We start from the raw sequence: 26,245 nt of genomic DNA, 5'->3' as shown, positions 1-26,245 counted from the left end.
ATTAGTGGTTTTAAATCGTTTGCAGATATTGGTGTTTTAAACCTTCAATTTTATCAAACTTAGCCAAAACCTGGTTGAGTTGTGCCTTTCTAACTTCAAATTTTAATACACAGTGGGTATCGAAGTTTTGAGATAATACCATTAATCCTTCTTCTTTTACCAGGCGCATCACATCGTTCATCTGTAGATAATCGAATTCAATCTGGTAAAGATCATTTACGGTTTTATTAACGATGGTAGCTGATTTTAAGGCCTCAATGCTGGCATTTTTATACGCTGCAATCAAACCAGGAACGCCCAAAAGTGTTCCACCGAAATAACGCACCACTACCATTAAAACATTGGTTACGTCTTCGGATAAAAGACAATTTAAAATAGGTCTTCCAGCAGTACCAGAGGGTTCACCATCATCGTTTATTCTAAAAACAGAACGATCCGGACTGAGGCGGTAAGCGTAACAAAAATGTCTTGCTTTTGTATGTTCAGCCCTTAAATTCAATAAAATGGGTTTCACTTCCTCTTCTGTACGAATAGGATAGGCATAAGCGATAAACTTACTTCCTTTATCTCTAAAGATTCCCTCTGCATTGCTTTCTATTGTTTTATAGGTATCGTCAAACAGCATAAATCTGAGATAAGGTGATTAAAATTACAGCAGCAACGGCGAGCAAAAGTCCGAGGTAATTGATTTTCGATAGCTTTTCTTTAAAAATAAGCACGCCTACTAAACTTCCCACTACAATTACACCCAGGTTCATTGCTGCAAATACCGTTGATGGATTTTTAGCGAGTGCCTGGTGTGCCTTAAGATAAAATAAGATATTACCGAAGTTAAAAAGTCCCAAAATTACCCCACAGGCTAAATTAACCAGTTGAATTTTTGTTTTCTTTGTAATTGCCATTATACTCACTACAACTAAGGAAACCACAAAAGCCATACTAAAAACGACAAATAAGGAAGTAGTATAGGGGAGTGCTTTGTGTAAGGCAATTTGCTTAAAAAGTACATCAATTACACCAAAACCAACAAAAACCATTATTGGGTAGATCCAGTTTCCTGCTGTAGGCTGCCTTTCCGATTTACGGATAAAGGTTAAAAAGATAGCCGGGAATCCAACAATCAATCCGGCCAGCTTATATTGATTAAAATCCTCCTTAAAAATAAAGTAAGCGGCTAAAATCGGAATGAAAAGAGAAAGTCTTTGTGCAATATCTGTTTTTACAATTCCTAATCTTTTAACCGAAGCGGCAAGAAACAGGAAGATGGTTGGCAGTAATATGGCTAATGCAGTATAAACAGGCCAGGGAGCAGCTGACGAAATCAATGAAGTATCAGGCTTAAAAAATAAAAAGCAAAGTATCAGTGCAGTAAGGTAATTTACTGTAACCGCTTGTATAATACTGATTTGGTACCGCTTGGCTAACTTTAAAAGTATGGCTACAGTTACGCTACAGCTTATACTTAAAATAATGTATATCATTTATTTAAGCTTGTTTATATAGATAGATAATTTATCCGAATCGAGTGCTATTTGCTCCTGAAGTGTACCGTTTATAGTTGGTGCAGCAATACCGTCCGTCCAGCTATTGGCTGAGGTAAAAATTCGGCACTCATCCCAAAGTTCAGCATCAAGAAATTGTTTTAAAATCTGAGCCCCGCCTTCAATAATTACCGATTGTATATCCATTAAATACAGTTGGAACATGATCTTTTGCGGTAAATAATACTGCATATCTTCCATTTGAATATAATGAATGTGCTCCTCTACATCTGTTTTAATCTCGTTAAAAATGATGGTTTTAGCCTCCTTGTTAAAAAGGTGATTACCTGGTGGAATTGCTAAGTTTTTATCAATAACCAGGCGTATAGGATTCTTTCCAGCCCATTCTCTTGCTGTTAGCTGAGGGTTATCAATAATCGCTGTTTGCTTACCAATCAAGGTGGCATCTTCTTCTGTACGCCATTTATGAGCCAGGCGCTTTGCTAAAGAGCCACTGATCCATTTTTGGTGTCCATCCTTCGCAGCGAAATATCCATTTGCAGTTTGCGCCCATTTCAATACTACATAAGGGCGTTGTTTTTGTACTCGTGTAAAAAAACGCCTGTTAAAAAAGCTGCATTCTTCTGCTAAAATACCAGTGGTAACCGAAATACCCGTATTGTTAAGTTTCTCAATTCCTTTTCCATCCACCGCAGAAAAAGGATCAGTATTACCAATAACTACACGCTTAACCTGGTGCCTAACCAACAAATCTGCGCATGGGGGAGTTTTACCAAAATGGGCACAGGGTTCCAGATTTACATAAACAGTTGCTTGTTTTAACAGTTGTTCCGCATTTTCAGGGTGTTGATCAAAAACTGATTTGATGGCATTAGGTTCGGCATGAGCCTGCCCATATTGTTGGTGATAACCTTCGCCAATGATCTTGTCATCAACTACAATTACACAACCCACCATTGGATTAGGACTTACTTTACCCATTCCAAGTTCTGCTAATTCTAAACAGCGTTTAATGTAAAATTCATCGCTCATTAGGGCAAAAATAGGAAAAAATGAATGATGAGCAGGAGAAATTGAAATTGATATCTGGTTAAATTGTAATTTTGCAGCGATGAAACTTAACGAGCTAGAAGAATATTACCAACTGGAGTTAGGCCAGATATATGAGGAAGATGAAACAACCGCTTTGTTTAGTCTGGCGGCAGAACACGTGCTTCAATTGACGCAAATCAAGCTTAGAATGTCTCGAGATAATGACTTATCGCACATTCATCTCCAAAAAATGCTCAGCATCCTGAACGACCTTAAAATGTACAAACCTATTCAGCACATTTTGGGTGAGGCACATTTTTATGGTTCCGTTTATAAAGTAAATGAGAATGTATTGATTCCCAGGCCAGAAACCGAAGAGCTTGTAGACTGGATTATTGCAGATCATTCTTCCAGAAAGGACCTAAATATTTTAGATATTGGAACAGGTTCGGGCTGTATTCCAATTAGCTTAAAGCGGTTTCTGCCAAGGGCGAAGGTTAGCAGTTTAGATATTTCTGAAAAAGCCCTGACTGTGGCCAGAGAAAATGCGCAGTCCTTACACACAACAGTCAACTTTATTCAGGCCGATATTTTGACCTATTCTTCTGAAGATAAACTTGATATAATGGTTAGTAACCCACCATATATCAAAGATTTAGAAAAAGAGCAGATGCATCAGAATGTATTGAGCCATGAGCCTCATTTGGCGCTATTTGTATCAAATGAAAATCCATTGGTATTTTACAAAGCTATAGCCGATTTAGCCATTAAAACCTTAAATCCAGGTGGTTACCTCTATTTAGAAATTAATGAATATTTGGGAGAGGAAACCATTGATATGCTCAAGGGTAAAGGTTTTTCTAATATAGCATTGAGAAAAGATATGCAGGGTAAAGACAGGATGATTAAAGCTGGTTATTAAGCCGTAAAAACTAGCTTCTGGGATGATATTGCGTAACCACTTCTCTTAAGTAATCTCTATCCAGGTGCGTATAAATTTCGGTTGTAGTAATACTCGAATGGCCAAGCATTTCTTGTACGGCCCTTAAATCGGCCCCACCTTCAATAAGATGCGTAGCAAAAGAATGGCGCAAGGTATGTGGACTAATTGTTTTTTTAATCCCGGCTTTAAGGGCCAGTTGCTTAATTAAATTAAAAATCGATATCCTTGATAACTTCGCTCCAAAACGGTTCAGAAATACATAATCTTCATTTCCTTTTTTAACGCTTAAGTGTACCCTAACTTCATCTAAATAAATGGTCAATAGCTTAATGGCTACACCACCAATGGGAATTAAACGTTCTTTGTTACCCTTTCCAAGTACTTTTATAAATTCTATCTGAGAGAATAGGTTAGAAATTTTAAGGTCTGTTAATTCCGAAACCCTTAAACCGCAGCCATACAAAACCTCAATAATCACTTTATTTCGCATTCCCTCAGGTTTCGAGGCATCTATGGCATCAATCAGACTGTTAATTTCGTAAATATTTAAGGTATCGGGCAGTTTTCTTGCTATTTTAGGCGCTTCCAGCAGGGCAGAGGGATCAATTTCGATTATATTCTCGAGTAACAAATAAGTGCAGAAGGCCTTAATTCCAGAGATTACACGCGCCTGTGTAGTGGCTTGCATACCCAAATCATGAAGCCAGGAAATAAACTGACGAAGGTCTTCCTTACTGATTTCTGTAATTTTAGGTTCTCTATCAATAGAAAAATAAAACTGCTCCAGTTTATTCAGGTCGTTTAAATAAGCAGCTATTGAATTTTCTGAAAGAGAACGCTCCAGGCGTAAATAAGCTTTGAATCCTTTAAGGTATGATTGCCACATAATCTGCTCCTGATACATTGAAGTATAACATCGCTTTAATTTAGAGCACTAATATCAAGATTTTAATCTAAATAGTCTGTTAAAATGTCAATGCGCCAATTATTTTCTCATCATTGTGTATTATTGCAATCAGAAACTTATAAATATTAACTTCAAGCATGAAAATACAAATTATTAACGGACCTAACTTAAACCTTCTTGGCGTTCGTGAACCTTCTATTTATGGTAATATCAGTATCGAAGATTATATCAAAGCGCTAAAAGAAATATATCCATCGGTAGAAATAACGTATTTTCAAAGTAATGTAGAGGGCGAACTGATTAACAAGCTTCATGAGGTAGGTTTCAGTTTTGATGGTATCATTTTAAATGCCGGTGGTTATACGCACACTTCGGTAGCTATTGCCGATGCTATTGCCGCCATTAAAACACCTGTGGTAGAAGTACATATCTCTAATATTTATGCCAGAGAAGAATATCGCCATGTATCGCTCACGGGAAAAAATTGTAAGGGGGTACTAACCGGTTTTGGTATGAAAGGGTACCGCCTGGCACTAGAAAGTTTAATTATAGAATCATAAAAAACAATATTATGCTAAAGAACACGCTCTTTTTCTTATTAACGCTTGTCACATTAAACCTTTGTGCACAAAATGCAAACCCTACCAGAAACATGCTCAATGAAAGCACTATAGTTAGGGGAGATGATGGTATGGTATATCCATATAAAACCTGGAAGAACCTATTGCTTACCGGAAAATACGCCATTAAAAACAGAGGCACTTTTACCGATGGCGGAATACCCGAGTACCGGATTTACGAACTATCAAAAGAAGAACAGCAAGCACATTTTAATAGAATGGCTAAGCCCCGCCCAAGCGAATCTTTTACTGAAGGTGAGATGTTTAAAGGGTTTAAAACCACAGATATTAACGGAAATAAATTTGATTTACGGGAAGCCACGGGGAAAGTAATTGTACTTAACTTTTGGTTTATTAACTGCCCGCCTTGTAAACAGGAAATTCCTCAACTAAACGAACTGGTGGCCGAATATAAAGATAATGCTGATGTGGTTTTCTTAGCCATAGCATTAGATGAGCGATATGATTTAAAAGCTTTTTTGAAAACAAACCCTTACCATTATAATGTTGTGGATGGAAGAGCAATTGCCAATAAATATAACATTAGGTTATATCCAACGCATGTCGTGATAGATAAAACCGGTAAAATTAAATTTAGCACCGTTGGTTTGGCATCAAATACCATGCATTGGATAAAGAAATCGATTAATGAATCTTTAACGGGGAAATAGCTGGTAGATTAATCTTTGTCCAGGCTTTGTTTATAAGAAAAGCAAGATATATCGCATTAAGATTCTCTCCTGCGGGGGAATGAAAAAAAAGAATCTCTCCTGTCCTGGCCAGACGGGCTCTTTTCTTTTGACACCAAAAGAAACAAAAGTGTCGGCTTAAAACTTTTCTTCTAAAGTCAGTATGTTGGCTTGGTCAATGCATCCCGAAAACTTTATCAGGCCGATCCAAGCGAAACGGAGAAACGGTACTTTGGCCTAGCTGGATGGAAAAGCATGGTGTGGCTACTCTATCGCATTAAGATTCCCTCCTGCGAGGGAATGACGACCGTTGAAATGTTACAAGTTGCGTTTTACACATCATAATAACATCTATTGGCCTAACCCAGCCCGTTAAAATATTTGATTTTTTTAATGAAGAACGCCCATACAATACTACTATTATAAACACCAGCATGCTCAGCATATGGCTTTTGTATTTGTTGTCTTTTTTGGGCTGTTTTAAAGATAGCTTTAACAAAATGCCAGTGGCCTTTAGTTACTGCCAGGGTAAACTTTGGCTTACCCGTTAACAAGAAATGCCACCAGGCAATGAAATCAATCCACATTCTGATTAAAATGCGAAAAGCTGCATCACCGGCAGGAAGGTTCTTTTGCATAATAATGAGGTTGTTCCTGAAGTTAAGATAAGTTTTAAAGGGGTTCTCTGTTTGCAAAGTTCCGCCACCAACGTGGTAAACCTCAGCATCGGGGCAATACATTATTTTATACCCTAAGTTCTTCAATCTCCAGCAAAGGTCTATCTCTTCCATATGGGCAAAAAGATCGGCATCTAAACCTCCTGTTTCCTTCCAGTATTTACTTTTGATAAAAAAGGCTGCACCACTTGCCCAAAATATTTCCTTTTGTTCCTCGTATTGTTTTTGATCTTCTTCGTAAACATTAAAAATGCGCCCACGGCAAAAAGGGAAAGCATAAATATCAAGAAAACCACCAGCCGCACCAGCATACTCAAACTGATTTTTGCTATGATAAGATTTAATTTTAGGTTGGGCAGCGGCAATCTGGTCGTCTGCTTCCATTAAATCAATTACGGGTTTAATCCAGTTGGGTATTACTTCCACATCCGAATTTAGCAAGACATAATAATCGGCCTCTACACGTTCTAAAATCCGGTTGTAACCACCAGCAAAGCCATAATTTATTTCGTTGGTAATAATTTCTATGGAGGGGAAATTCGCTTTAACAAAGGCTATAGAATCATCGGTAGATGCATTATCACCCACAACAATTTTTAAATTATCATATTCAGAACGGAGTATACTGGGTAAAAACTGTTCTAAAAATGCTTTACCATTCCAATTTAAAATAACAACGGCTACCGAAGGATTCATCTAATTTTATCTGTTCTTTAAAATCAAACGCTAAAAAAATCGTAACCTGGTCTAAAAAATGGATAGGTTAGTGTATTTTTGCCGATATTTTAACGTTTGGGCTACAAACATAAATTTTCAAATGCAGAATACAGCTATACTTCCATTATTTTATCTTCCACCGGTTGGTTATTTTAGTTTATTACAAAAGTTGAGTCCTAACTTGCTAATAGAAAAAAGCGAACATTTCCCTAAACAAACGTACCGCAACAGGGCAAGTATTTACTCGCCAAATGGAAAGTTAGATTTAACCGTACCTGTAGTAAGAGGTTCAAAAATGCATACCGTAGCCAAAGATGTAAAAATTAGCAACGATTTTAACTGGCAAAGACTGCACTGGATGAGTTTGCAAAGCTGCTACAGAAGCTCTGCTTATTTTGAATTTTACGAAGATGAGCTATCTAAATTTTACACCCAGCGCTTTGATTATTTATTCGACTACAATTTAGAATTGCTTAACTGGCTAAATAAAAAGCTGAAGCTCAACGTAGAAATTGATTTTACAACGGAATACATCAAGGAAATAAACCCTGAATTAGACTTCCGTTCGATGATGAATCCGAAAAAAACAGAAGATATCGTAAACAATAAACCCTATTATCAAGTTTTTGAAGATAGGCATCAATTTTTGCCTAACTTAAGCATTGTAGATTTATTGTTTAATCAGGGGCCACAATCCCGGTTGTATCTTTAACATATGGCAAAAAACAAACCCCGCCACAAGCATAAACATTATAAGGTTCCTGAACCAGGAACAAGCCCGGGCCTGTATGCTATAGATGATGACGCATTAAAACCCATTATTACGCTCCACATTTATAACGAGAAAACGTACACCAAGGAGGAGATAAAGAATATCAATAATATTGAGAAGATCATTCAGAATAAAGAATTTTCTTATTGGTTTGATATTAAAGGTTTGGCAGACCCTGGAATTTTTGAAACACTATATGAGAAGCTCAATGTTAGCCGATTGGTATTGGAAGACATTACCAGCAGCTACCAACGCCCTAAGCTGGATGAATACGACAACGACAAATATGTTTTTGCCGTAAGCAGGCATTTGTATTTAGATGAAGAAAACGGATTGTGTAATGAACAAATTTCGTACATTTTAAGCTCAAATTGCCTGATTACCTTTCAGGAGGATTACCAGGATTGTTTCAATCCGGTACGGAAAAGGCTGGAGGTAGGCAAAGGCAATATTCGCATTGGCGGGAGCAGTTATTTAATGTATGCCATTATGGACGTAATCGTTGATAACTATTTTTCGCTGCTTAATTTCTGGGGAGAAGAGCTGGATGCCATTGAAGATAGGCTTTATGATAATCCCGACAGGCGCATCATGTATGATACACAGGCCATTAAGCGCTCATTAATCACCATTAGAAAAATAGCCTGGCCCGAAAGAGATAAGCTGAACGACATTATTAGAAGTGATAGTCCGCTAATTAGCGATCTTACCAAAACTTATATGAAGGATGCTTATGATCACTGTATCCAGATTATTGATTTTATAGAGTCGCTCAAAGAAATTGCATCGGCCAACATTGATATGAACCTTTCTATCATCAGCAACCGGATGAATGAGATTATGAAGGTTTTAACCATCATCTCCTCTATTTTTATTCCCCTTACTTTTATTGCAGGTATTTATGGAATGAATTTTAGCAGGGAAGATCCGGCAACCGGGAAAGTTTTGAGAGATAATATGCCCGAGCTTTATGCAGAACATGGTTATGTATATACCTGGCTGGTAATGGCGATAATTGCGGTTATACAAGTTATTTATTTTTGGAGAAAAGGCTGGTTTAAATAGCCTAAGCCAGATAAAGTTTAAATTAACTTATTAAATTCCCTACTGCTTATTAAGCGTATTTTCATACATTGGTAGAAAAATTAAATCCCGGTGAAGGATTAAGTATTTATGCAGTCATTCGAAATAGATAAAAGCGACGTACTCAAGGTTAAAAATGCACTTTTAGCTGGTGATGAAATTTTGAAAGAAGTTTTAGAGGATTATCATGCCTCAGAAATCGCCATTATTTTCGAACGTTTAGATAAATCCGAAAGGCAGCATATCATTAATTTATTGCCTTCAGAAACAGCTTCAGAAATTATTTCCGAGATGGATGAAGAGTCTCATCCGGAAGACATACTTTTTCAGCTTCATCCAGATAAAAGAACGGAGATTGTAGAGGAGCTGGACTATGACGATGCAACTGATATCATTTCTCAATTAGAAGTTCACGAACAGAAGGAAATTCTGGAAGATCTGAATGAGGAGGATGCTTCCAATATCCGGAATCTGTTAACTTACCACGAGAAAACAGCCGGGGGTTTGATGAATACAGATTTAATCTGTGTAAACATCAATCTGACCAAGAAGGATGCAATAGACGAAATCATCCGCCAAAGCGAAGAGATGGAAGAGTTTTACACCATCTATGTAGTAGACGATGAAGAAACTTTTAAAGGCATTGTTTCTTTAAAAGATATTATCAAAGCCAAGCATAATGCGCAGATTACCGAATTGGTAAAGGTTGATGCCGTTTATGTTCACCCAGACACTGATCAGGAAGAAGTAGCCAATCTAATATCCCAATATAATTTAACCAGTATACCGGTTATTGATAACCATCAAAAATTACTTGGAAGGGTAACCTTCGACGATGTTATCGACGTAATGGAGGCAGAGAGTACCGAAGATATCCTGAAAATTTCGGGGGTATCTGAAGACGAGGAACTAAGTGGTAACTGGGTAGAAGCGGTTAAATCTCGTTTACCCTGGCTAATTATTAACCTGGGAACGGCTTTTTTAGCCTCATCTGTTGTACGCTATTTTGATCCCACCATAAAACTAATTCCATCGCTTGCAGCCTACATGACCATTATTGCAGGTATGGGCGGTAATGCTGCTACACAAGCACTGGCCGTAACCGTACGTCGTATCTCTTTGTACGACCTGACTGATAAACAGGCTTACCGAACGGTATTAAAAGAGTTTACTGTAGGCTTAATTAATGGAGCAACCAATGGATTAATTGTTTTTCTTTTTGCTTTCCTTTTTGATGGCAATCCGATGCTTGGCCTGGTTATATTTCTGGCTATGACCGGTAATTTGGTTATTGCAGGGGTTACTGGTGCCGGAATTCCATTAATTTTAAAGCGAGTTGGAATTGATCCAGCCATTGCATCTTCTATTATTATTACTACTTTCACCGATGTTTTTGGCTTCCTACTGATATTGGGTCTAGCCAGCAAATTATTGTTATAAAGTTTAACTGTTGTTTAATACAACGTGATAATAGCTAACCAAACATTTAGATTAAAATATGCAAACCACTAAACACGACTGGAGCAGGGAGGAGATATCAGCCATATATCATAAACCATTCCTGGACCTGGTATACGAAGCTGCAACCATTCACCGAGCCAATAAAGATTATAATGAGGTTCAAATCAGTTCATTGATCTCTATCAAAACTGGCGGCTGTGCGGAAGATTGCTCTTATTGTCCTCAAGCTGCCCGATACCATACCAACTTAGAAGTGCAACCCTTAATGCAGATAGGGCAGGTAGTGAGTGCTGCTGTTAAGGCTAAAGAAGGTGGCGCATCTCGTTTATGCATGGGCGCAGCCTGGCGCGAAGTGAGAGATAACCGTGACTTTGATCGGGTTATAGAAATGGTTAAAGCCGTAAATGAAATGGACATGGAGGTTTGTTGTACCTTGGGTATGCTCACCGAAAATCAGGCTCAACGCTTGGCAGATGCAGGTTTATATGCTTACAACCACAATATAGATACTTCTGAAGATGATTATAAGCGCATTATTTCTACCAGAACATATGACGACCGTTTGAATACGATTAAAAACGTTCGTAAAGCAAAACTTACTGTATGTAGCGGTGGTATTATTGGTTTGGGCGAAACCGTTGAAGATCGTGTTTCTATGTTACAAACCCTCTCAAATATGCCTACACATCCAGAATCAGTTCCTGTAAATGCGCTTGTGCCAGTAAAGGGAACGCCATTAGAAGATCAACCAAGAGTTCCGATTTGGGATATGGTTAGGATGATTGCTACGGCACGTATTGTAATGCCTAATTCCGTTGTTCGATTATCTGCCGGAAGAAATGAAATGAGTACTTTAGAACAGGCATTCTGCTTTATGGCTGGTGCAAGTTCCATCTTTGCTGGAGATAAATTATTAACCACTCCCAATCCTGCTTTTGTAGATGATATGGCTATGTTTGAACTTTTGGGACTAAAAACCAGAGAAGCCTTTAAAAATGGCAGGCCAGCCAATACCCAGCAAAAAGAAGAAGTTTTGTAATCAAATTGGTTGTGGGCTATGAGTTGCAGGTTAAGGGTCTAACGCCCAAATGGCTTTGGTAAACCTGCAACTCACCGCCCTTTATATACAACCTTTTACATTTCCTATGGGCCGATTCCCATTCCTTAAATGGCGGTAACCCTTACTTCTATATTTCCTCGGGTTGCTTTTGAGTAGGGGCAGGTTTTGTGTGCCTTATCTGCTATTTGCTGGGCCTCCTCGGTGGTAATATTAGGAATATGCACATCCAGATCGGCAGAAAGTACAAAGGCATTTCCATCCTTATTAAAAGAGATTAAAACATTAACCTGTGCTTCGCTGGTATCTACACCTTCACGCTCGGCAATAGATCCTAACGCGCCTAAGTAGCAGGCTCCCCAGGCAGCAGCAAATAGTTGTTCTGGGTTTGTGGCTCCACCTTGTCCGTCAAGCTCTTTTGGTCGCCTTAGCTCTAAATCTATAAGTCCATCGCTCGATTTTACATGTCCGTCTCTTCCCCCTGTGGCAGCAACTTCTGCCGTATATAGCTTTTCCATAAATTTAATATTGATTTCATTAACAACAACGGGCGTTAGTCATTGTTTGGATGCGGAATAGCGTTTGGGAATCAGATCTTAATTTTAACCGATAACTTATAAATATCGTAAGCCACTTTTTGAATCAAATCAAATTGTTCGGGTACAAGATCTTCACCCTTTTTAATGGCTGTTGAGCTTTCTGCCAGTCGAATAAGCGGGACATTATCAATAATGGCCTTTCCCTGTTCCAGGTTTTCTATTGCAGTATCCAGCAGGTAAATGGTGTTATTCGAAACAGGCTTTAAAGTATCAAAGTTCTCGAATACAAAATCGTGCTCTTTGTTATATAATGAAAGCGTTGCAACATAAGAAGATATCAAATGACTGAGTGCCGTAAACTGGTGAACTTCTTTGATAAACAGTTGTTTGCTTTTCGGCTCAGAAAACATCCTTTGAAATAAGGAAGCTAAATTTGCCGTGCTTACATAAACTTCTTTTCTGGCTAATTTATATTCTGTTCTTTGGTAAGTTTTTTCAAAATAGAGCCTCGCTACCTGTTGATAATAAGCCCGGTTTGCCTTTAAGATATCAATCATAGCCTCCTTAAGTTTTTCATACTCCCAGGTAGGGAATAAAGAATAACTAGCCAGCAGGGCAATTCCTGAACCTATAAAGGTATCGTAAATTCTTTCTCTAGCCAGTGCTATGGTACCCATTCCTAAAAAATCGAACAAAATGAGTATGTAAGGCGTCATGAAGAGTACGCTAACTACATAGTTTTTTCTTTGAAAACTATAACAGCCAATCATACAAATAATCAGGATGATAAAGAGTGTGTCTTTGTCGTGGATGTAAGATACTACGCCCATTCCGATAAATGCCCCAATGGTTGTACCAATTAACCTTTGATAATTGCGCTCTTTAGTTAAACTAAAACCAGGCTTGGAGATTACGAGTATGGTGAGTAAAATCCAATAGCTATGTGAGAAATTGAGGATTTGAGCGACTACAAAACCCAATAACATTACCACAGTAACCCTCAACGAGTGTCTGAAAGTAGAAGAACTGTAGGTTAAGTTCTCAGTAAATAGGCTAAGATCAAACTTTTGGCGGGTAATAAATTTTTCCGCATCCACATCGGCTTTACGAATTTCTTCTGTACGGCGCAGCTTAAAATAACTGAATATGGTTTTTACTCTCGATAAAATATTCTCAATATTAACCTCAATATTCTTTAATGCAATTATCCCTAGCGTGTTGTACTCCTGGTTTTGATTGTCTTCTTCCAGTTTATTGATCTTAATTTTTAATCTTTCTATTTCGATCAGCAATCGCTTAGATATAGTTGGTGTTCCACCACTTTTCAAGGCAAATGCAATATCATCCAGGGCGTATGAAATCCTTTTTATGGCCATTTCATAATCTGATAAGATTCCTGCCTTATCAAATTGATCGTGAAGCTGCTTATAATTATAGTAAGTAGACATTACCTGTTCAAATAGGTCAACCATATCTACAAATACCAAAAGCAGAAACCTGCCTTCTGGCGTAGAGTCTCTCACAATTTCCCTTGTTCTAAACAACAACTCGCGAACAGCGTCTTGCTTTTCATGAACAGAAACCTGCAGTTGAAGCAAATCTGCATAGGTTTTATCATAATTATTGTTGTGATGATAGAATTTAGCTTTTTCCCTGAGAAATTCTGCTACTTCTAAGATAGAATCACTTAATGATTGCTGTACCAACCTAAAAGGACGTAAGCGATAAACAAAATAGCTTAAACCGGTATACCATAAACTTCCGGCTAAAACCAGAAACGCATGAAGTAAAACTTCCTGCCAGGGCCTGATATCATCGATACTGAGTACAATAATTAAAAGTGTTGCCGTTCCTATAGATGCCGCCCGAAGCCCATATATATAGAACATGGAAAATATAAAACTGGAAATGGTAAGCAAGAAACCAATAAAATAGTGGTTTCGATTGGTTAAGCCAGTTAGAATGGAAAAAACAAAGATCAATGCCGTGGTTACCAGCATGGCGTTCCTGCGGTGCACCATAGGCCCCGGACTATCTACCACGCTCACACACAAGGCACCTAACGATAAGGTCATCCCATATTTTAACATTCCATACTGTGCAAATATGAGCGAAGGCAACAATACACCAATGGTGATGCGTAAGCCATCTGCAAAATATGTACTCAATAAAAAGTCCTGAATGTTTCTGATGGGTTGCCTGATCTGCATAGGACAAAAATAACATATTAAGCGCTTTTTTTGTTGGCTTTTAAATTAAGTTTTATGGAATAATCCTGGTTTTAGGCAGAAAGTTATTAAAATTGATAAGCTTAATTTGTATCTACCTGTTAATAAGATAAATACATTAAAATGTTAATATACAATAAAAAGTGGTTTATTGAGCCCGAAACATTGTTTTTACTAATTTAAAATGTTGATAACCAACGTTTTTAGGTTGATAACTATGTTTATAAAAAGCATTAGATTTTACTTGACAACAATGGCTTTCTGTTGTAAATTAGATTATATCAAATACGAAGTACTTTGAAATCTGATAAGATGATCTAAAAGAGATAACGAACCGAAAGGGGAGTAGCTCGGATCTCTTCCACTGGGAAAACGATTAGTTTCAGAAAGGGTTAAACCGAGTAAGAATATAGAATAGCCATCGAAAGATGCTGATTCTGAAAATCAGATAGACCCGACAGATAATATGGAAAGCTAAAGAAATCTATGGATGGACATAGCTGGAAATAAATTTTCACGAGTTGCAAAAGTTGCAAGACCAAGCAAGAACGGAAAAATCAAAGTAATTAGAATTAGATGCCTTAAATGCAGCTACGGTTGTCTTAAGGTTAAAAACGGGGAACTTAATCGAAAGAAGGCTTCCCCGTTTTGCTTTTTAAAGATTTCTTAATCGGGATATTTATCTCATTCACTACCATTTAAAAAAATATTAAAAAATGCAAATTAAAACAAAAAAGCCTCAAATTTCTTTGAGGCTTTCTGTGATCCCGCTGGGATTCGAACCCAGGACCACTACATTAAAAGTGTAATGCTCTACCAGCTGAGCTACGGAATCTTCTTTATTAAAAACGTCTATCCGTTTCCTTTAAAGTGGTGCAAATATAGAGTTAAAGAGTATTCCCTGCAAATAAATATTTACAAAAAGCGCTACCGCCTTGATTTATAGGTCGATTAATTAACATGCAGTTTATTTTTAATTTAAATTGCTACTTTTAGCCATGTTATTTCTGCAATTGTGATCTTGAAAAAGTTGATTATGGCTTTAAAATTATAGGTCGCAGGAAACATTAAAATCTTAAAGTTTATTAAATTTAGTACCAAAAGGATCAATTAGAATATTCCATCAATGTTAAATAGCCGTACCGTTGCCTACCTTGCAGCCTTAGTTATGCTCAGCGCCTGTCAATCTAAACCAAAGGAAGAACTTAGTCAACATCAAAAGGACTCTTTGGCTTCATGTGAAATGAATTTGCCCAGCAGATACGGCAAAGGTTTAGATACAACGAATATAAAGGGAGGAAAGGCCAGTCATGACGGAATGATCTTTATTCGCGGCTCCGAATTTGAAATGGGGGCTACAGATAAAGAAGGTAGAGCCGACGAATACCCGCAACATCGGGTGAAGCTAGCGTCTTACTGGATAGATGCTACAGAGGTAACCAATGCCAGTTTTAAGAAATTTGTAGATGCAACAGGCTATGTAACCACGGCCGAAAGGAAACCCGATTGGGAAGAGATGAAAAAGCAATTACCTGCGGGAACACCCAAACCACCAGATAGTGTATTGGTAGCCGCATCGTTAGTTTTCTATCAACCTAAATCAATTACTTCATTAAACGATGCTTCACAATGGTGGCGCTGGGTTAAAGGGGCCGACTGGAAACACCCACATGGTCCTAAAAGCAATATTAAAGGCAAAGAGAACTATCCTGTAGTACATGTATCCTGGGATGATGCAATGGCTTACTGTAAATGGGCTGGAAAGCGATTGCCAACTGAAGCCGAATGGGAATATGCTGCCCGAGGTGGATTAAAAAATGCTTTATATCCCTGGGGAAATGAAGATGTAGAAAAAGGAAAGGGAAAAGCAAATACCTGGCAGGGAAATTTTCCTATCAAAAATACCGATTGGGATGGCTTTTACGGCTTAACCGCAGTCAAAAAATTTAATCCTAATGGTTACGGGCTTTACGATATGGCAGGAAATGTATGGGAATGGTGTAGTGATTGGTATCGCCCAGATTATTACCAAACCTTAACTGCAGCAGCAGATAATCCGCAAGGCCCCGGAGACAGCTACGACCCGATGGAGCCTACAGTGCCCAAAAAAGTGGTTAGGGGAGGTTCATTCATGTGTAATGCCTCTTATTGTAAGGGCTATCGGGTTACTTCGAGGATGAAGACTTCGGTAGATACCGGATTAGAACATACCGGTTTTAGATGCGTAAGTAGTAATTAAACGGAGTTAAAAATGTTAAATTGAAAATTACGCAAACGTTTGAGTGTAAATTTGAAAAAATATTTCAGTAGATTGGCGGCTTCAACTTAAACAGACCAAACAAGATGCTAAACACCACTCAAGCGGGTTCCTCTAAAGGACCTAAGCCACTGATCATCATTTGCGCGCTATTCTTCATTTTCGGATTTGTTACCTGGGCTAACGGTACCTTAATCCCATTCTTCAAGCTTTCATTCGGATTATCAGATCTTCAAGCGTTTTTAGTAACTTTCGCCTCATACATGGCTTACTTTTTTCTTGCGCTTCCATCTTCATGGATTCTTAAAAAAGTAGGTTTTAAAAACGGAATCATTTTGGGATTACTAATTTTAGGGTTAGGATCTTTAATCTTTATTCCAGCAGCTCAAACCCGTACTTTTGGAATGTTCTTAACCGGCATTTTTGTTCAGGGGGCAGCATTAGCGCTGTTACAAACAGCTTCTAATCCTTATTTAACTATTATTGGTCCTATAGATAGTGCAGCTAAAAGGATTAGCATGGCCGGAATATGTAATAAATTTGCCGGAATGATTGTGCCAATAGTAATGGGCTCTTTATTCCTTAAGAATGCCTCCGAGGTAGAGAAACAAATTCAGGCAGCTACTGGTGCAGCACACGAACAACTGCTTAATGATGTACTGGGACGAGTTAATATGCCTTATATTGTATTGGCAATTGTTTTCTGCTTATTTGCTATAGTAATTAAATTTACCGATTTACCAGAGGTTGAAGTAGAAGAGGATATTGTGACTGATGATGACCGTACGGTTGTTCACAAAACCAGCATTTTCCAGTTCCCCCATTTATTCTTAGGTGCCTTATGTATTTTTGTTTACGTAGGAGCAGAGGTAATGGCTGGAGATATTATCGGTGTTTACGCCAGAGAATTAGGTGTAAGTGCTGAATTGAGTGGTAAACTTACTTCATTAACACTATTCAGTATGTTAATTGGGTATATTGTAGGGATTGTTGCCATTCCAAAATATCTGTCGCAACAAAAGGCCCTGAGAATTTGTGCTATTTTGGGACTGATTTTCACCCTCTTGTCGGTTGCTATCCCCAATTATTTTGCTGTATTTTTTGTGGCTTTACTGGGTTTAGCTAACTCTTTAATGTGGCCAGCTATTTTTCCGCTTGGCATCAGTCACCTGGGAAAATTCACTAAAATTGGTTCAGCAATTATGGTGATGGGTATTGCTGGAGGAGCTTTAATGCCGTTTGTATATGCCTTTTTAAAGGATAATTTACATATGCACTTTCAAATCGCCTATTTTGCAACGGTTCTGCCTTGCTATCTGTACATCCTTTATTTTGCAATCAAAGGTCATAAAGTAGGAGTACATACGAAATAATTGTTTTTTTTGTCAAGAATGAGCCCGGTTTAGTAATAGATCGGGCTTTCTTTTACCATTAATTTTCAGTTATTTTGGCAAAATATATCAGAGGTTAGTTGAAACCTCACATCTCAATACATATCTAAAAAATGAATAAAGCTATTTTTCTTGACCGTGATGGTGTTCTAAATCACGAAATTTATGACTACATCTGTAAAGTTGAAGATTTTCAGATCCTGGATTACCAAATTCCTGTTTTAAAGAAACTTTATGATGAAGATTATTTATTGATTGTAATTACCAATCAGGGGGGGATTGCTTTAAAAAGATATACTGAAGAAGATTTGGGTATAATGCACCAAATGCTTAGAAATGCCTTTGCCAAGAAGGGTGCTGAAATCGCTGCTTTTTATTACTGCCCGCACCATCCAACAGTTGGTGGAGAATGCAAATGTCGCAAACCTGCATCGGGGATGATTTTAGATGCCATTGATATGTTCGATATCGATCCGGCACAATCTATCATGATCGGCGATAAGCCTCGCGACGTGGAAGCGGCTAATGGAGCAGGGGTGAAGGGCATTCTAATCGAGCCTGATGAGCAAATCAGCTATGAGAAAATTAAGGAAGCGCTCGGTTCTTAGAGGAAGAGAATTGGTTGTTGATATTTAGCAAATAGCTGAAAGACGAAGGCTTCTGAAAACGAGATTGATAGTACATCGTATTTAGTCTTTAGTACTTAGATAAGGCGCCTATTCAAAGGCATACCGTCGTAAAGTACAAAGCATTTGGTCGTTAGTAATTAGACAGGGTTCTGATTTTGGGTGCTAAATAACGAAAGTTTGAATTGAAGTTCTTCTTCAGTGAATGCCCCCTCTGAATCCAATCTTGATACCTGATACTAACTACTTGATACTAAAACAAAAAATCCCAAACATCTCTGCTTGGGATTTTTTGTTTATCCATACTCAGTACAGAAAACTTCCGACTGAGGACTTATTTACTTACCAGCTGCTTTCGCGTGATCAGCAAGGAATTGAGCTAAGCCAGAATCTGTTAATGGGTGTTTCAATAAACCAACAATCGCAGCTAAAGGACCAGTAATTACATCAGCACCTAATTTAGCGCAGTTAACGATGTGCAATGGACCACGAATAGAAGCTGCCAGGATTTGAGTTTCGTAACCGTAGTTATCAAAAATAGTTCTGATATCTTCAATTAAAGTTAAACCATCTGTAGAGATATCATCTAAACGACCTAAGAAAGGAGACACATAAGTTGCACCTGCTTTTGCGGCTAATAATGCCTGACCAGCAGAGAAAATTAAAGTACAGTTTGTTTTGATTCCTTTAGAAGAGAAATATTTGATGGCTTTAACGCCGTCTTTGATCATCGGTACTTTTACTACGATTTTAGGATTTAAAGCAGCAAGTGCTTCACCTTCTTTGATAATTTCTTCGTATGTAGTAGAGATCACTTCTGCACTTACATTATCCTCAACGATATCGCAGATTGCTTTGTAGTGGTTAATTACATTTTGATCGCCAGTGATACCTTCTTTAGCCATTAAGCTAGGATTAGTAGTTACACCGTCTAAAATGCCAAGATCTTGAGCTTCTCTGATTTGATCAAGATTAGCTGTGTCGATAAAAAATTTCATGATTTATAAATTCTTAAAATGATTATTAGGTTCTGCTGTTAGAACCCCTGAAGAATTTAATATCCCCCCTTCAGGGGGTTAGGGGGTAAAAAAAAGGGCAAGCACCTCTTATCGCACCGCTACAACCTTCTACCCTTGCTGCGTTCCCACCCTGGGGGAATTCAAAGGGAGCTGGTCGTAAAAGACTTGCCCGCCACAAAGGTAGAAAAAGATGTTGTTATGCAAAATGCATTTTCTTATTTTTTTTGGTATATTAGCTATCTAGCTGATTCCTAAAATTATAATTTTTCTTTTTGCGCTAAATTGATGCGCTTATCGGCGTATATATATTCAAACGAACATTTTTGTATTCATCAGGATAGCAAGTCCAAAATAGATAGAAATGTTTACTTATAAAGAATTGATTTAAATATAAATAAGTAAGCCAAAACATTTTTTTATTAAACGCTATTGTAAATACCCTTTTTACGCTGTTTTTGGTCGTTATAATTCTGTTAACAAAAGACATTTTATATTGAATATTTGTTAAAATATAGTCTTTATTTTGTTTATAAACTAAAATAATTCAAAAAATTATGCCAAGTCTATAATTTGCAGAATATTTTCCTTATCTTAGTGTTTCCTATACACTAACAACTAACGAGCAAAAAATGAAACCAAACAGTGGATTGTACGATGCGCAATTTGAACACGATGCCTGCGGTATTGGGTTTGTTGCGCATGTGAAAGGGCGAAAATCACATCAAATTATTTCCGATGCGCTTACTATTTTAGAGAACTTAGACCATAGGGGAGCCTGTGGTGCAGAACCCAATACTGGCGATGGTGCTGGTATTATGATTCAGATTCCTCATGAATTTTTTTATGACGAATGTCTGAAAGCTGGATTTAGCTTACCTGAAACCAACAACTATGGTGTAGGTATGTTGTTCATGCCTAAAGATATCAGAGCAAGAGAAGAGTGTCGCGAATTAATTTATCGCGCTGCAGAAAAACTTGGCCTGGAAATTTTAGGTTTTAGAAAGGTAGATGTAGACACTACCGATATCGGTAATATGGCTTTATCTGTAGAGCCAGAAATTGAACAGGTATTTATTGCTCGTCCGTATGCTATAGCACCTGGTGCCGACTTTGAAAGAAAGCTATATATATTCAAAAACTATCTGATTAAGCTTATCTCCAATACGGTGCATGGCGGAAAAGATTTTTATATTGTTTCTTTATCAGCACAGACCATTATATATAAAGGTCAGCTAACTTCATTGCAAGTACGTACATATTTTACTGATCTAAGTGATAAGCGAATGGTTTCTGCTTTAGGCTTGGTTCACTCTCGTTTTGCAACGAATACTTTTCCTTCATGGAGATTAGCACAACCTTTCCGGTTCATCGCTCACAACGGAGAGATCAATACCTTACAGGGTAACTTAAACTGGTTTAGGGCTGGTGTAAAATCGCTTGCTTCAGCATATTTTACCCCAGAAGAACTTGATATGTTACTTCCGGTGATCGATGAAACTAATTCAGATTCAGGCTGTTTGGATAACGTTATCGAATTATTATTCCATTCTGGAAGAACGCTGCCGCATGTTTTAATGATGTTGGTTCCAGAAGCCTGGGATGGTAATGAAGACATGGATCCTGTAAAAAAGGCGTTCTATGAATTCCATGCTACATTAATGGAACCATGGGATGGACCTGCAGCAATTGCTTTTACAGATGGTAAATTAATTGGTGCTACTTTAGATCGTAATGGTCTTCGTCCTTCCCGTTACGCTATTACTTCTGATGACCGTGTAATTATGGGTTCGGAGGCTGGTGCATTGGCGATTGATCAAAGTACAGTAATAGAAAAAGGCCGATTAACACCAGGAAAAATGTTCGTGGTGGATATGGAGCAGGGTAGAATCATCAGTGATGATGAAATTAAAACCCGCATTTGTGGTCAAAGTCCTTATGCTGATTGGATTAATCAATATCAGATTCGTTTAGAAGAACTGCCTGAGCCTCGTTTAATGTTCACGGGTCTATCAAGAGAATCCGTTTTTAAATATCAGCAGGTTTTCGGTTATAGCAGAGAAGATGTTGATTTATTATTAAAACCAATGGCTTTAGAAGGTAAAGAGCCAATTGGTTCCATGGGAACGGATACACCTCTAGCTATCTTATCTAAACAGCCACAACACCTTTCTTCTTATTTCAAACAGTTGTTTGCACAGGTAACCAACCCACCAATCGACCCAATTAGAGAGAAAGTGGTAATGAGTTTAGCCAGTTTTATGGGGAGCAATGGTAACTTATTGGATGAAAACCCGAAACAAGCACATTGTGTTGCCATTAAACACCCTATATTAACCAACCAGGAACTAGAGAAACTTAGAAGTATTGATACTGGTGTTTTCCAGGCGAAAACCCTTCAAACTTACTTCAGGGCTAACGATAAACCAGGCTCAATGGCTAAGGCATTAGACAGACTTTGTCGCTATGCAGTTGATGCTGTTGAAGATGGCTTCCAGGTAATTGTACTTTCTGATAGAGCAATTGATTCTGAGCATGCTGCAATTCCTTCATTACTAGCCGTATCAGCTGTACACCACCACTTAATTAGAAAAGGTTACCGTGGTGCGGTAGGTATTGTTTGTGAAGCTGGAGACGTTTGGGAGGTACACCATTTTGCAACCTTATTAGGCTTTGGTGCTACCGCAATTAACCCATATTTGGCTCTAGAATCTATTGATAGCTTCAAAGAAGAATCGGGTTTAACCACAGAGCAATTAACTAAAAACTATATCTACGCAGTAAACAGTGGTTTATTGAAGATCTTCTCTAAAATGGGAATTTCAACCCTTCAATCTTACCAGGGTGCACAGATTTTCGAAATCTTAGGTATAAATAAACAAGTGGTAAATACTTACTTCACTGGTGCTGTTTCACGTATTGGCGGATTAGGTTTAGATGAAATCGCTTACGAAACCTTAATCAAACACCGTCGTAGTTTTGGTCCGGTTACCCAGGTAGAAAGCTTATTACCTGCCGGTGGTACATATAAATACCGCAGACGTGGAGAACAACACTTGTTTAATCCACAAACCATTCACTTGTTGCAAAATGCAACCCGTAGAAATGATTATAACATCTTTAAGCAATATTCTAAACTGGTAAATGAGCAAACACAACAAGCTTACACCATCAGAGGATTGTTTGAATTTAACTATAGCCGTCCATCAGTTCCTTTAAATGAAGTAGAATCTACAGCCGCAATCTTGAAGCGTTTCGCAACAGGAGCGATGTCTTTCGGTTCCATATCACACGAGGCACACTCTACTTTAGCAATTGCCATGAACCGCATTGGCGGGAAAAGCAACACCGGAGAGGGTGGTGAAGATGAGATGCGTTACACTAAATTACCTAATGGCGACAGCATGCGCTCTGCCATTAAACAAGTAGCTTCTGCTCGTTTCGGTGTAACCAGTTATTACTTAACCAATGCTGATGAGCTTCAGATTAAAATGGCTCAAGGTGCTAAACCTGGAGAGGGTGGTCAGTTACCGGGACACAAAGTGGATGACTGGATTGCAAAAGTTCGCCACTCTACACCTGGAGTAGGTTTAATTTCTCCTCCACCTCACCACGATATTTATTCGATCGAAGATTTGGCTCAGTTGATCTACGACTTGAAAAATGCAAACCGTGCGGCGAGAATCAATGTGAAGTTGGTTTCAAAAGCTGGTGTAGGTACAATTGCAGCGGGTGTTGCAAAAGCACATGCTGATGTAATCTTGGTATCTGGTTTTGATGGTGGTACAGGTGCATCGCCTTTAACTTCTATTCAACATGCAGGCTTACCTTGGGAACTTGGTTTAGCAGAAGCACATCAAACTTTAGTTAAGAACAAGCTACGTAACCGTATTGTTCTTCAAACAGATGGACAACTTAAAACAGGTAGAGATATCGCTATCGCAGCGCTTTTAGGTGCTGAAGAATGGGGTGTTGCAACTGCGGCTTTAGTAACTGCTGGCTGTATCATGATGCGTAAGTGTCACTTAAATACTTGTCCGGTTGGTGTGGCTACACAAGATCCTGAATTGAGAAAATTATTCTCAGGTGATCCTGATCACGTAGTAAACTTATTCTATTTCTTAGCAGAAGAGTTGCGTGAAATCATGGCTGAATTAGGCTTCAGAACGATCCATGAAATGATTGGTCAGGCTGATGCTTTAAAAGTACGTGAATTGCCTGCTGAAGACTGGAAATTGAAGCACATCGATGTATCAGGTATTTTATACAAAGCAGAAGATAATGGCTTACCTCAGTACAATACTGAAGAGCAAGACCATGGTTTAGATCAGGTGATTGATCACCAGTTAATTGCTGCCGCATTGCCAGCCATTCAGAACAATGAACCGGTATTTGCAAGCTTTAACGTGAAAAACACTGACCGTGCTATCGGTACTATGCTTTCTAATGAAATCTCTAAAGTTCATTTAGGAGCAGGATTGCCACCAGATACGATAAACTTTAAGTTTAATGGTTCTGCCGGACAAAGCTTTGGTGCATTCAATACACGTGGAGTAACGTTATCGTTAGAAGGTGAGGCCAATGACTACGTAGGTAAAGGTTTATCAGGCGCACGTTTAGCCATTTATCCTTTTGCTAATGTAACTTATGTTCCGGAGCAAAATATCATTATCGGGAACGTAGCGCTATATGGTGCAACTTCCGGAGAATTATATGCACGTGGTAAAGCAGGTGAGCGTTTCGCAGTAAGGAACTCTGGTGCTACGGCAGTTGTAGAGGGCGTTGGAGATCACGGTTGTGAGTACATGACTGGTGGTGAGGTATTAATTCTTGGAGATACCGGAAGCAACTTTGCTGCAGGTATGAGCGGTGGTATTGCCTGGGTTTATGATTCTAACGGAACTTTTGCACGCAAGTGTAACAAGGAAATGGTTGATTTAGATCCGCTATTGGCTGAAGATGAAGAAAGAATATTGGCTTTGTTGAAAACACATATTCGTTTGACTGACAGTAAGGTAGCTGAATTTATCTTAAGCGATTGGAAAACACAATCAGGTCATTTCGTAAAAGTATTCCCTAAAGAATACAAAGCAGTTTTAAGCAAACGTAATACTCAAGTAAAAACACACTAAGCCATGGGAAAAGTAACAGGATTTCAAGAATACGATAGAGTTGCGCCCACCAGAGAAGAGGCTACAACTCGTGTTAAACACTACGGGGAATTTTTAAATGAATTGCCCTCAACAGAATTAAACAGACAAGCTGCCCGTTGTATGGATTGCGGCGTTCCATTTTGTCAGTCGGGTTGCCCTTTAGGTAACGTGATTCCAGAATTTAACGATGCCGTTTATAATGCAAAATGGGAATTGGCAGCCAACATATTATTAAGTACTAACAATTTCCCGGAGTTTACCGGAAGAATTTGCCCAGCACCTTGCGAGTCTGCTTGTGTATTAGGCATTAACCGTCCACCGGTATCAATCGAGGAAATTGAGAAGCATATTATCGAGATCGCCTTTGAAAAAGGTTTCATCAAAGCGAAAGCACCTTTAATCAGAACAGGTAAAAAAGTAGCTGTAATTGGCTCTGGACCTGCGGGAATGGCTGCAGCTGCTCAGTTGAACAAAGCTGGTCACGAAGTAACTGTTTTCGAACGCGATGACGCTCCAGGAGGTTTATTAAGATACGGTATTCCGGATTTTAAACTTCAAAAGAACGTAGTAGATCGTCGTATCGACTTAATGAAAGAAGAAGGCATTATTTTTAAATGCAATGCCAATGTAGGTGAAAACGTGGAAATCAGCACCTTGCTAAGAGACTATCAGGCAATTGTATTGGCTGGTGGTTCCACTATCCCTCGTGATTTACCTATCGAAGGTCGTTCTGCTAAAGGCGTTCATTACGCAATGGATTTCCTAAAGCAACAAAACAAGCGTGTCGCAAACAGGCCTGTTGAGTTTGAGGATATTATGGCTACCGGTAAAAATGTTATCGTGATTGGTGGTGGTGATACAGGATCTGACTGTATCGGAACATCAAATCGTCATGGTGCTAAATCGGTAACTCAATTCGAGATCATGCCAATGCCACCTTCAGCACGTAGTTCAAACATGCCTTGGCCAACTTATCCAATGTTATTGAAGCATACTTCATCTCACGAAGAAGGAGCAGAAAGAGCCTGGTCGGTTAACACGAAAGAGTTTATAGCAGACGAAAATGGCAATTTAAAAGCATTGAAAGTAGTTGACGTAGAGTGGGAGATTGATGCCAATGGCCGTCCGGTAACATTTAAAGAAGTAGCGGGTTCTGAAAGAGATCTACCTTGCGAATTGGTTCTTTTAGCAATGGGATTCTTACACCCTCAAAAAGAAGGATTAATCGAAAATTTAGGCGTAGAATTAGATAACCGCGGAAACGTTAAGGCTTCTGAGCACACTTATCAAACCAATATTGCTAAAATATTTGCTGCCGGCGACGTTCGCCGTGGTCAATCATTGGTAGTATGGGCTATCTCTGAAGGAAGAGAAGCCGCTCGTAAGGTAGACGAATACCTCATGGGCACCACTAAACTCGCATCAAGAGATGCAGTTGCTTATGCATAAATAGGTTTAAAATTTATATTTTAAAGCCCTGGTGAAAGCCAGGGCTTTTTTTATGGTGCGCCGGGCATGGCAATCGACTATAGGGTTAGAGTCCCGAACACGCTTTGCAGTAGGAAGTGTTAGCTA

The 26,245-nt window shown here is 38.6% G+C and carries 20 protein-coding genes, 1 tRNA gene and 1 other RNA gene; 12 read left to right on the top strand and 10 right to left on the bottom strand.

Translation table 11 applies throughout. The features are described 5' to 3' along the window. Positions 1–10: 10 nt before the first annotated feature. The 3 genes from BMX11_RS13795 to ribD are packed head-to-tail and all read right to left on the bottom strand — an operon-like array spanning position 11 to position 2,534. Positions 11–625 carry an IMPACT family protein gene (locus BMX11_RS13795; RefSeq protein WP_090885224.1) on the bottom strand — a complete coding sequence of 205 codons (615 nt, stop codon included), beginning with the start codon at positions 623–625 and terminating at the stop codon, positions 11–13. Next, positions 615–1,481, bottom strand: coding sequence for a DMT family transporter (locus BMX11_RS13790; RefSeq protein ID WP_090885222.1), 867 nt, complete (start codon positions 1,479–1,481; stop codon positions 615–617). Before BMX11_RS13790 ends, BMX11_RS13795 begins: the two co-directional genes overlap by 11 nt. Next, positions 1,482–2,534 carry a bifunctional diaminohydroxyphosphoribosylaminopyrimidine deaminase/5-amino-6-(5-phosphoribosylamino)uracil reductase RibD gene (gene ribD, locus BMX11_RS13785; RefSeq protein WP_090885221.1) on the bottom strand — a complete coding sequence of 351 codons (1,053 nt, stop codon included), beginning with the start codon at positions 2,532–2,534 and terminating at the stop codon, positions 1,482–1,484. Positions 2,535–2,613: 79 nt separating this feature from the next. On the opposite strand from ribD, the gene prmC reads away from it, so the two are divergent. Beyond that, positions 2,614–3,456, top strand: coding sequence for a peptide chain release factor N(5)-glutamine methyltransferase (prmC, locus tag BMX11_RS13780; RefSeq protein ID WP_090885220.1), 843 nt, complete (start codon positions 2,614–2,616; stop codon positions 3,454–3,456). Positions 3,457–3,466: 10 nt separating this feature from the next. On the opposite strand, the gene xerD is transcribed toward prmC, so the two are convergent. Next, positions 3,467–4,363: a site-specific tyrosine recombinase XerD gene (gene xerD / locus BMX11_RS13775; RefSeq protein ID WP_175474563.1), complete on the bottom strand. Its 897-nt coding sequence runs from the start codon at positions 4,361–4,363 to the stop codon at positions 3,467–3,469. A 158-nt stretch (positions 4,364–4,521) separates the two neighbouring features. On the opposite strand from xerD, the gene aroQ reads away from it, so the two are divergent. Continuing rightward, complete coding sequence (gene aroQ, locus BMX11_RS13770; RefSeq protein ID WP_090885219.1) at positions 4,522–4,944, top strand: type II 3-dehydroquinate dehydratase; 423 nt, start codon at positions 4,522–4,524, stop codon at positions 4,942–4,944. Positions 4,945–4,955: 11 nt separating this feature from the next. Next, positions 4,956–5,675: a TlpA family protein disulfide reductase gene (locus BMX11_RS13765; protein WP_090885218.1), complete on the top strand. Its 720-nt coding sequence runs from the start codon at positions 4,956–4,958 to the stop codon at positions 5,673–5,675. Between the two features lie 377 nt (positions 5,676–6,052). Here BMX11_RS13765 and BMX11_RS13760 read toward each other — a convergent pair whose 3' ends face one another. Beyond that, positions 6,053–7,066, bottom strand: a complete 1,014-nt coding sequence (locus BMX11_RS13760) for a glycosyltransferase family 2 protein (RefSeq protein WP_090885216.1) — start codon at positions 7,064–7,066, stop codon at positions 6,053–6,055. A gap of 121 nt (positions 7,067–7,187) precedes the next feature. On the opposite strand from BMX11_RS13760, the gene BMX11_RS13755 reads away from it, so the two are divergent. The 4 genes from BMX11_RS13755 to bioB all read left to right on the top strand — a co-directional run bounded on the left by BMX11_RS13755 (position 7,188) and on the right by bioB (position 11,442). Further along, the gene (locus BMX11_RS13755; RefSeq protein WP_090885215.1) at positions 7,188–7,799 is read left to right on the top strand and encodes a WbqC family protein; all 612 of its coding nucleotides are present in this window, start codon (positions 7,188–7,190) and stop codon (positions 7,797–7,799) included. A 3-nt stretch (positions 7,800–7,802) separates the two neighbouring features. Then, a complete protein-coding gene (gene corA, locus BMX11_RS13750; RefSeq protein ID WP_175474562.1) occupies positions 7,803–8,924 on the top strand; it encodes a magnesium/cobalt transporter CorA in 1,122 nt (373 codons plus the stop codon). 108 nt (positions 8,925–9,032) lie between these two features. Then, the gene (gene mgtE, locus BMX11_RS13745; protein WP_090885214.1) at positions 9,033–10,382 is read left to right on the top strand and encodes a magnesium transporter; all 1,350 of its coding nucleotides are present in this window, start codon (positions 9,033–9,035) and stop codon (positions 10,380–10,382) included. Between the two features lie 58 nt (positions 10,383–10,440). Next, entirely contained in the window at positions 10,441–11,442 is a 1,002-nt protein-coding gene (gene bioB / locus BMX11_RS13740) for a biotin synthase BioB (RefSeq protein WP_090885213.1), read from the top strand. A 125-nt stretch (positions 11,443–11,567) separates the two neighbouring features. Here bioB and BMX11_RS13735 read toward each other — a convergent pair whose 3' ends face one another. The 3 genes from BMX11_RS13735 to BMX11_RS13725 form a co-directional block, all read right to left on the bottom strand. Continuing rightward, the gene (locus BMX11_RS13735) at positions 11,568–11,978 is read right to left on the bottom strand and encodes an organic hydroperoxide resistance protein (protein ID WP_090885212.1); all 411 of its coding nucleotides are present in this window, start codon (positions 11,976–11,978) and stop codon (positions 11,568–11,570) included. A 71-nt stretch (positions 11,979–12,049) separates the two neighbouring features. Beyond that, on the bottom strand, positions 12,050–14,209 hold the full coding sequence (locus tag BMX11_RS13730; protein ID WP_090885207.1) for an FUSC family protein: 2,160 nt from the start codon (positions 14,207–14,209) through the stop codon (positions 12,050–12,052). A 780-nt stretch (positions 14,210–14,989) separates the two neighbouring features. Then, positions 14,990–15,062: transfer RNA gene (locus BMX11_RS13725), tRNA-Lys, on the bottom strand. A 291-nt stretch (positions 15,063–15,353) separates the two neighbouring features. On the opposite strand from BMX11_RS13725, the gene BMX11_RS13720 reads away from it, so the two are divergent. From BMX11_RS13720 to BMX11_RS13710, 3 genes are all read left to right on the top strand, one after another. Next, positions 15,354–16,466, top strand: a complete 1,113-nt coding sequence (locus BMX11_RS13720) for a formylglycine-generating enzyme family protein (RefSeq protein ID WP_245738670.1) — start codon at positions 15,354–15,356, stop codon at positions 16,464–16,466. Positions 16,467–16,570: 104 nt separating this feature from the next. Then, entirely contained in the window at positions 16,571–17,857 is a 1,287-nt protein-coding gene (locus tag BMX11_RS13715; RefSeq protein WP_090885206.1) for a sugar MFS transporter, read from the top strand. Between the two features lie 131 nt (positions 17,858–17,988). Beyond that, the gene (locus BMX11_RS13710; RefSeq protein WP_090885205.1) at positions 17,989–18,483 is read left to right on the top strand and encodes a D-glycero-alpha-D-manno-heptose-1,7-bisphosphate 7-phosphatase; all 495 of its coding nucleotides are present in this window, start codon (positions 17,989–17,991) and stop codon (positions 18,481–18,483) included. 356 nt (positions 18,484–18,839) lie between these two features. Here the strand turns inward: BMX11_RS13710 and fsa are convergent, their stop codons facing one another. Continuing rightward, the gene (gene fsa / locus BMX11_RS13705; protein WP_090885204.1) at positions 18,840–19,499 is read right to left on the bottom strand and encodes a fructose-6-phosphate aldolase; all 660 of its coding nucleotides are present in this window, start codon (positions 19,497–19,499) and stop codon (positions 18,840–18,842) included. A 92-nt stretch (positions 19,500–19,591) separates the two neighbouring features. Then, an RNA gene (ffs, locus tag BMX11_RS13700) (signal recognition particle sRNA small type) lies at positions 19,592–19,691 on the bottom strand. A 458-nt stretch (positions 19,692–20,149) separates the two neighbouring features. Here ffs and gltB point away from each other — a divergent pair. Then, on the top strand, positions 20,150–24,649 hold the full coding sequence (gene gltB / locus BMX11_RS13695) for a glutamate synthase large subunit (protein ID WP_090885203.1): 4,500 nt from the start codon (positions 20,150–20,152) through the stop codon (positions 24,647–24,649). Between the two features lie 3 nt (positions 24,650–24,652). After that, a complete protein-coding gene (locus tag BMX11_RS13690) occupies positions 24,653–26,119 on the top strand; it encodes a glutamate synthase subunit beta (RefSeq protein ID WP_090885202.1) in 1,467 nt (488 codons plus the stop codon). Positions 26,120–26,245: the final 126 nt, after the last annotated feature.

The sequence above is a fragment of the Pedobacter rhizosphaerae genome (genome assembly GCF_900111155.1).
Lineage (GTDB): Bacteria > Bacteroidota > Bacteroidia > Sphingobacteriales > Sphingobacteriaceae > Pedobacter > Pedobacter rhizosphaerae.
Note: the sequence above shows the minus strand (reverse complement) of the source record. Positions and strands in the feature narration are given on the sequence as shown.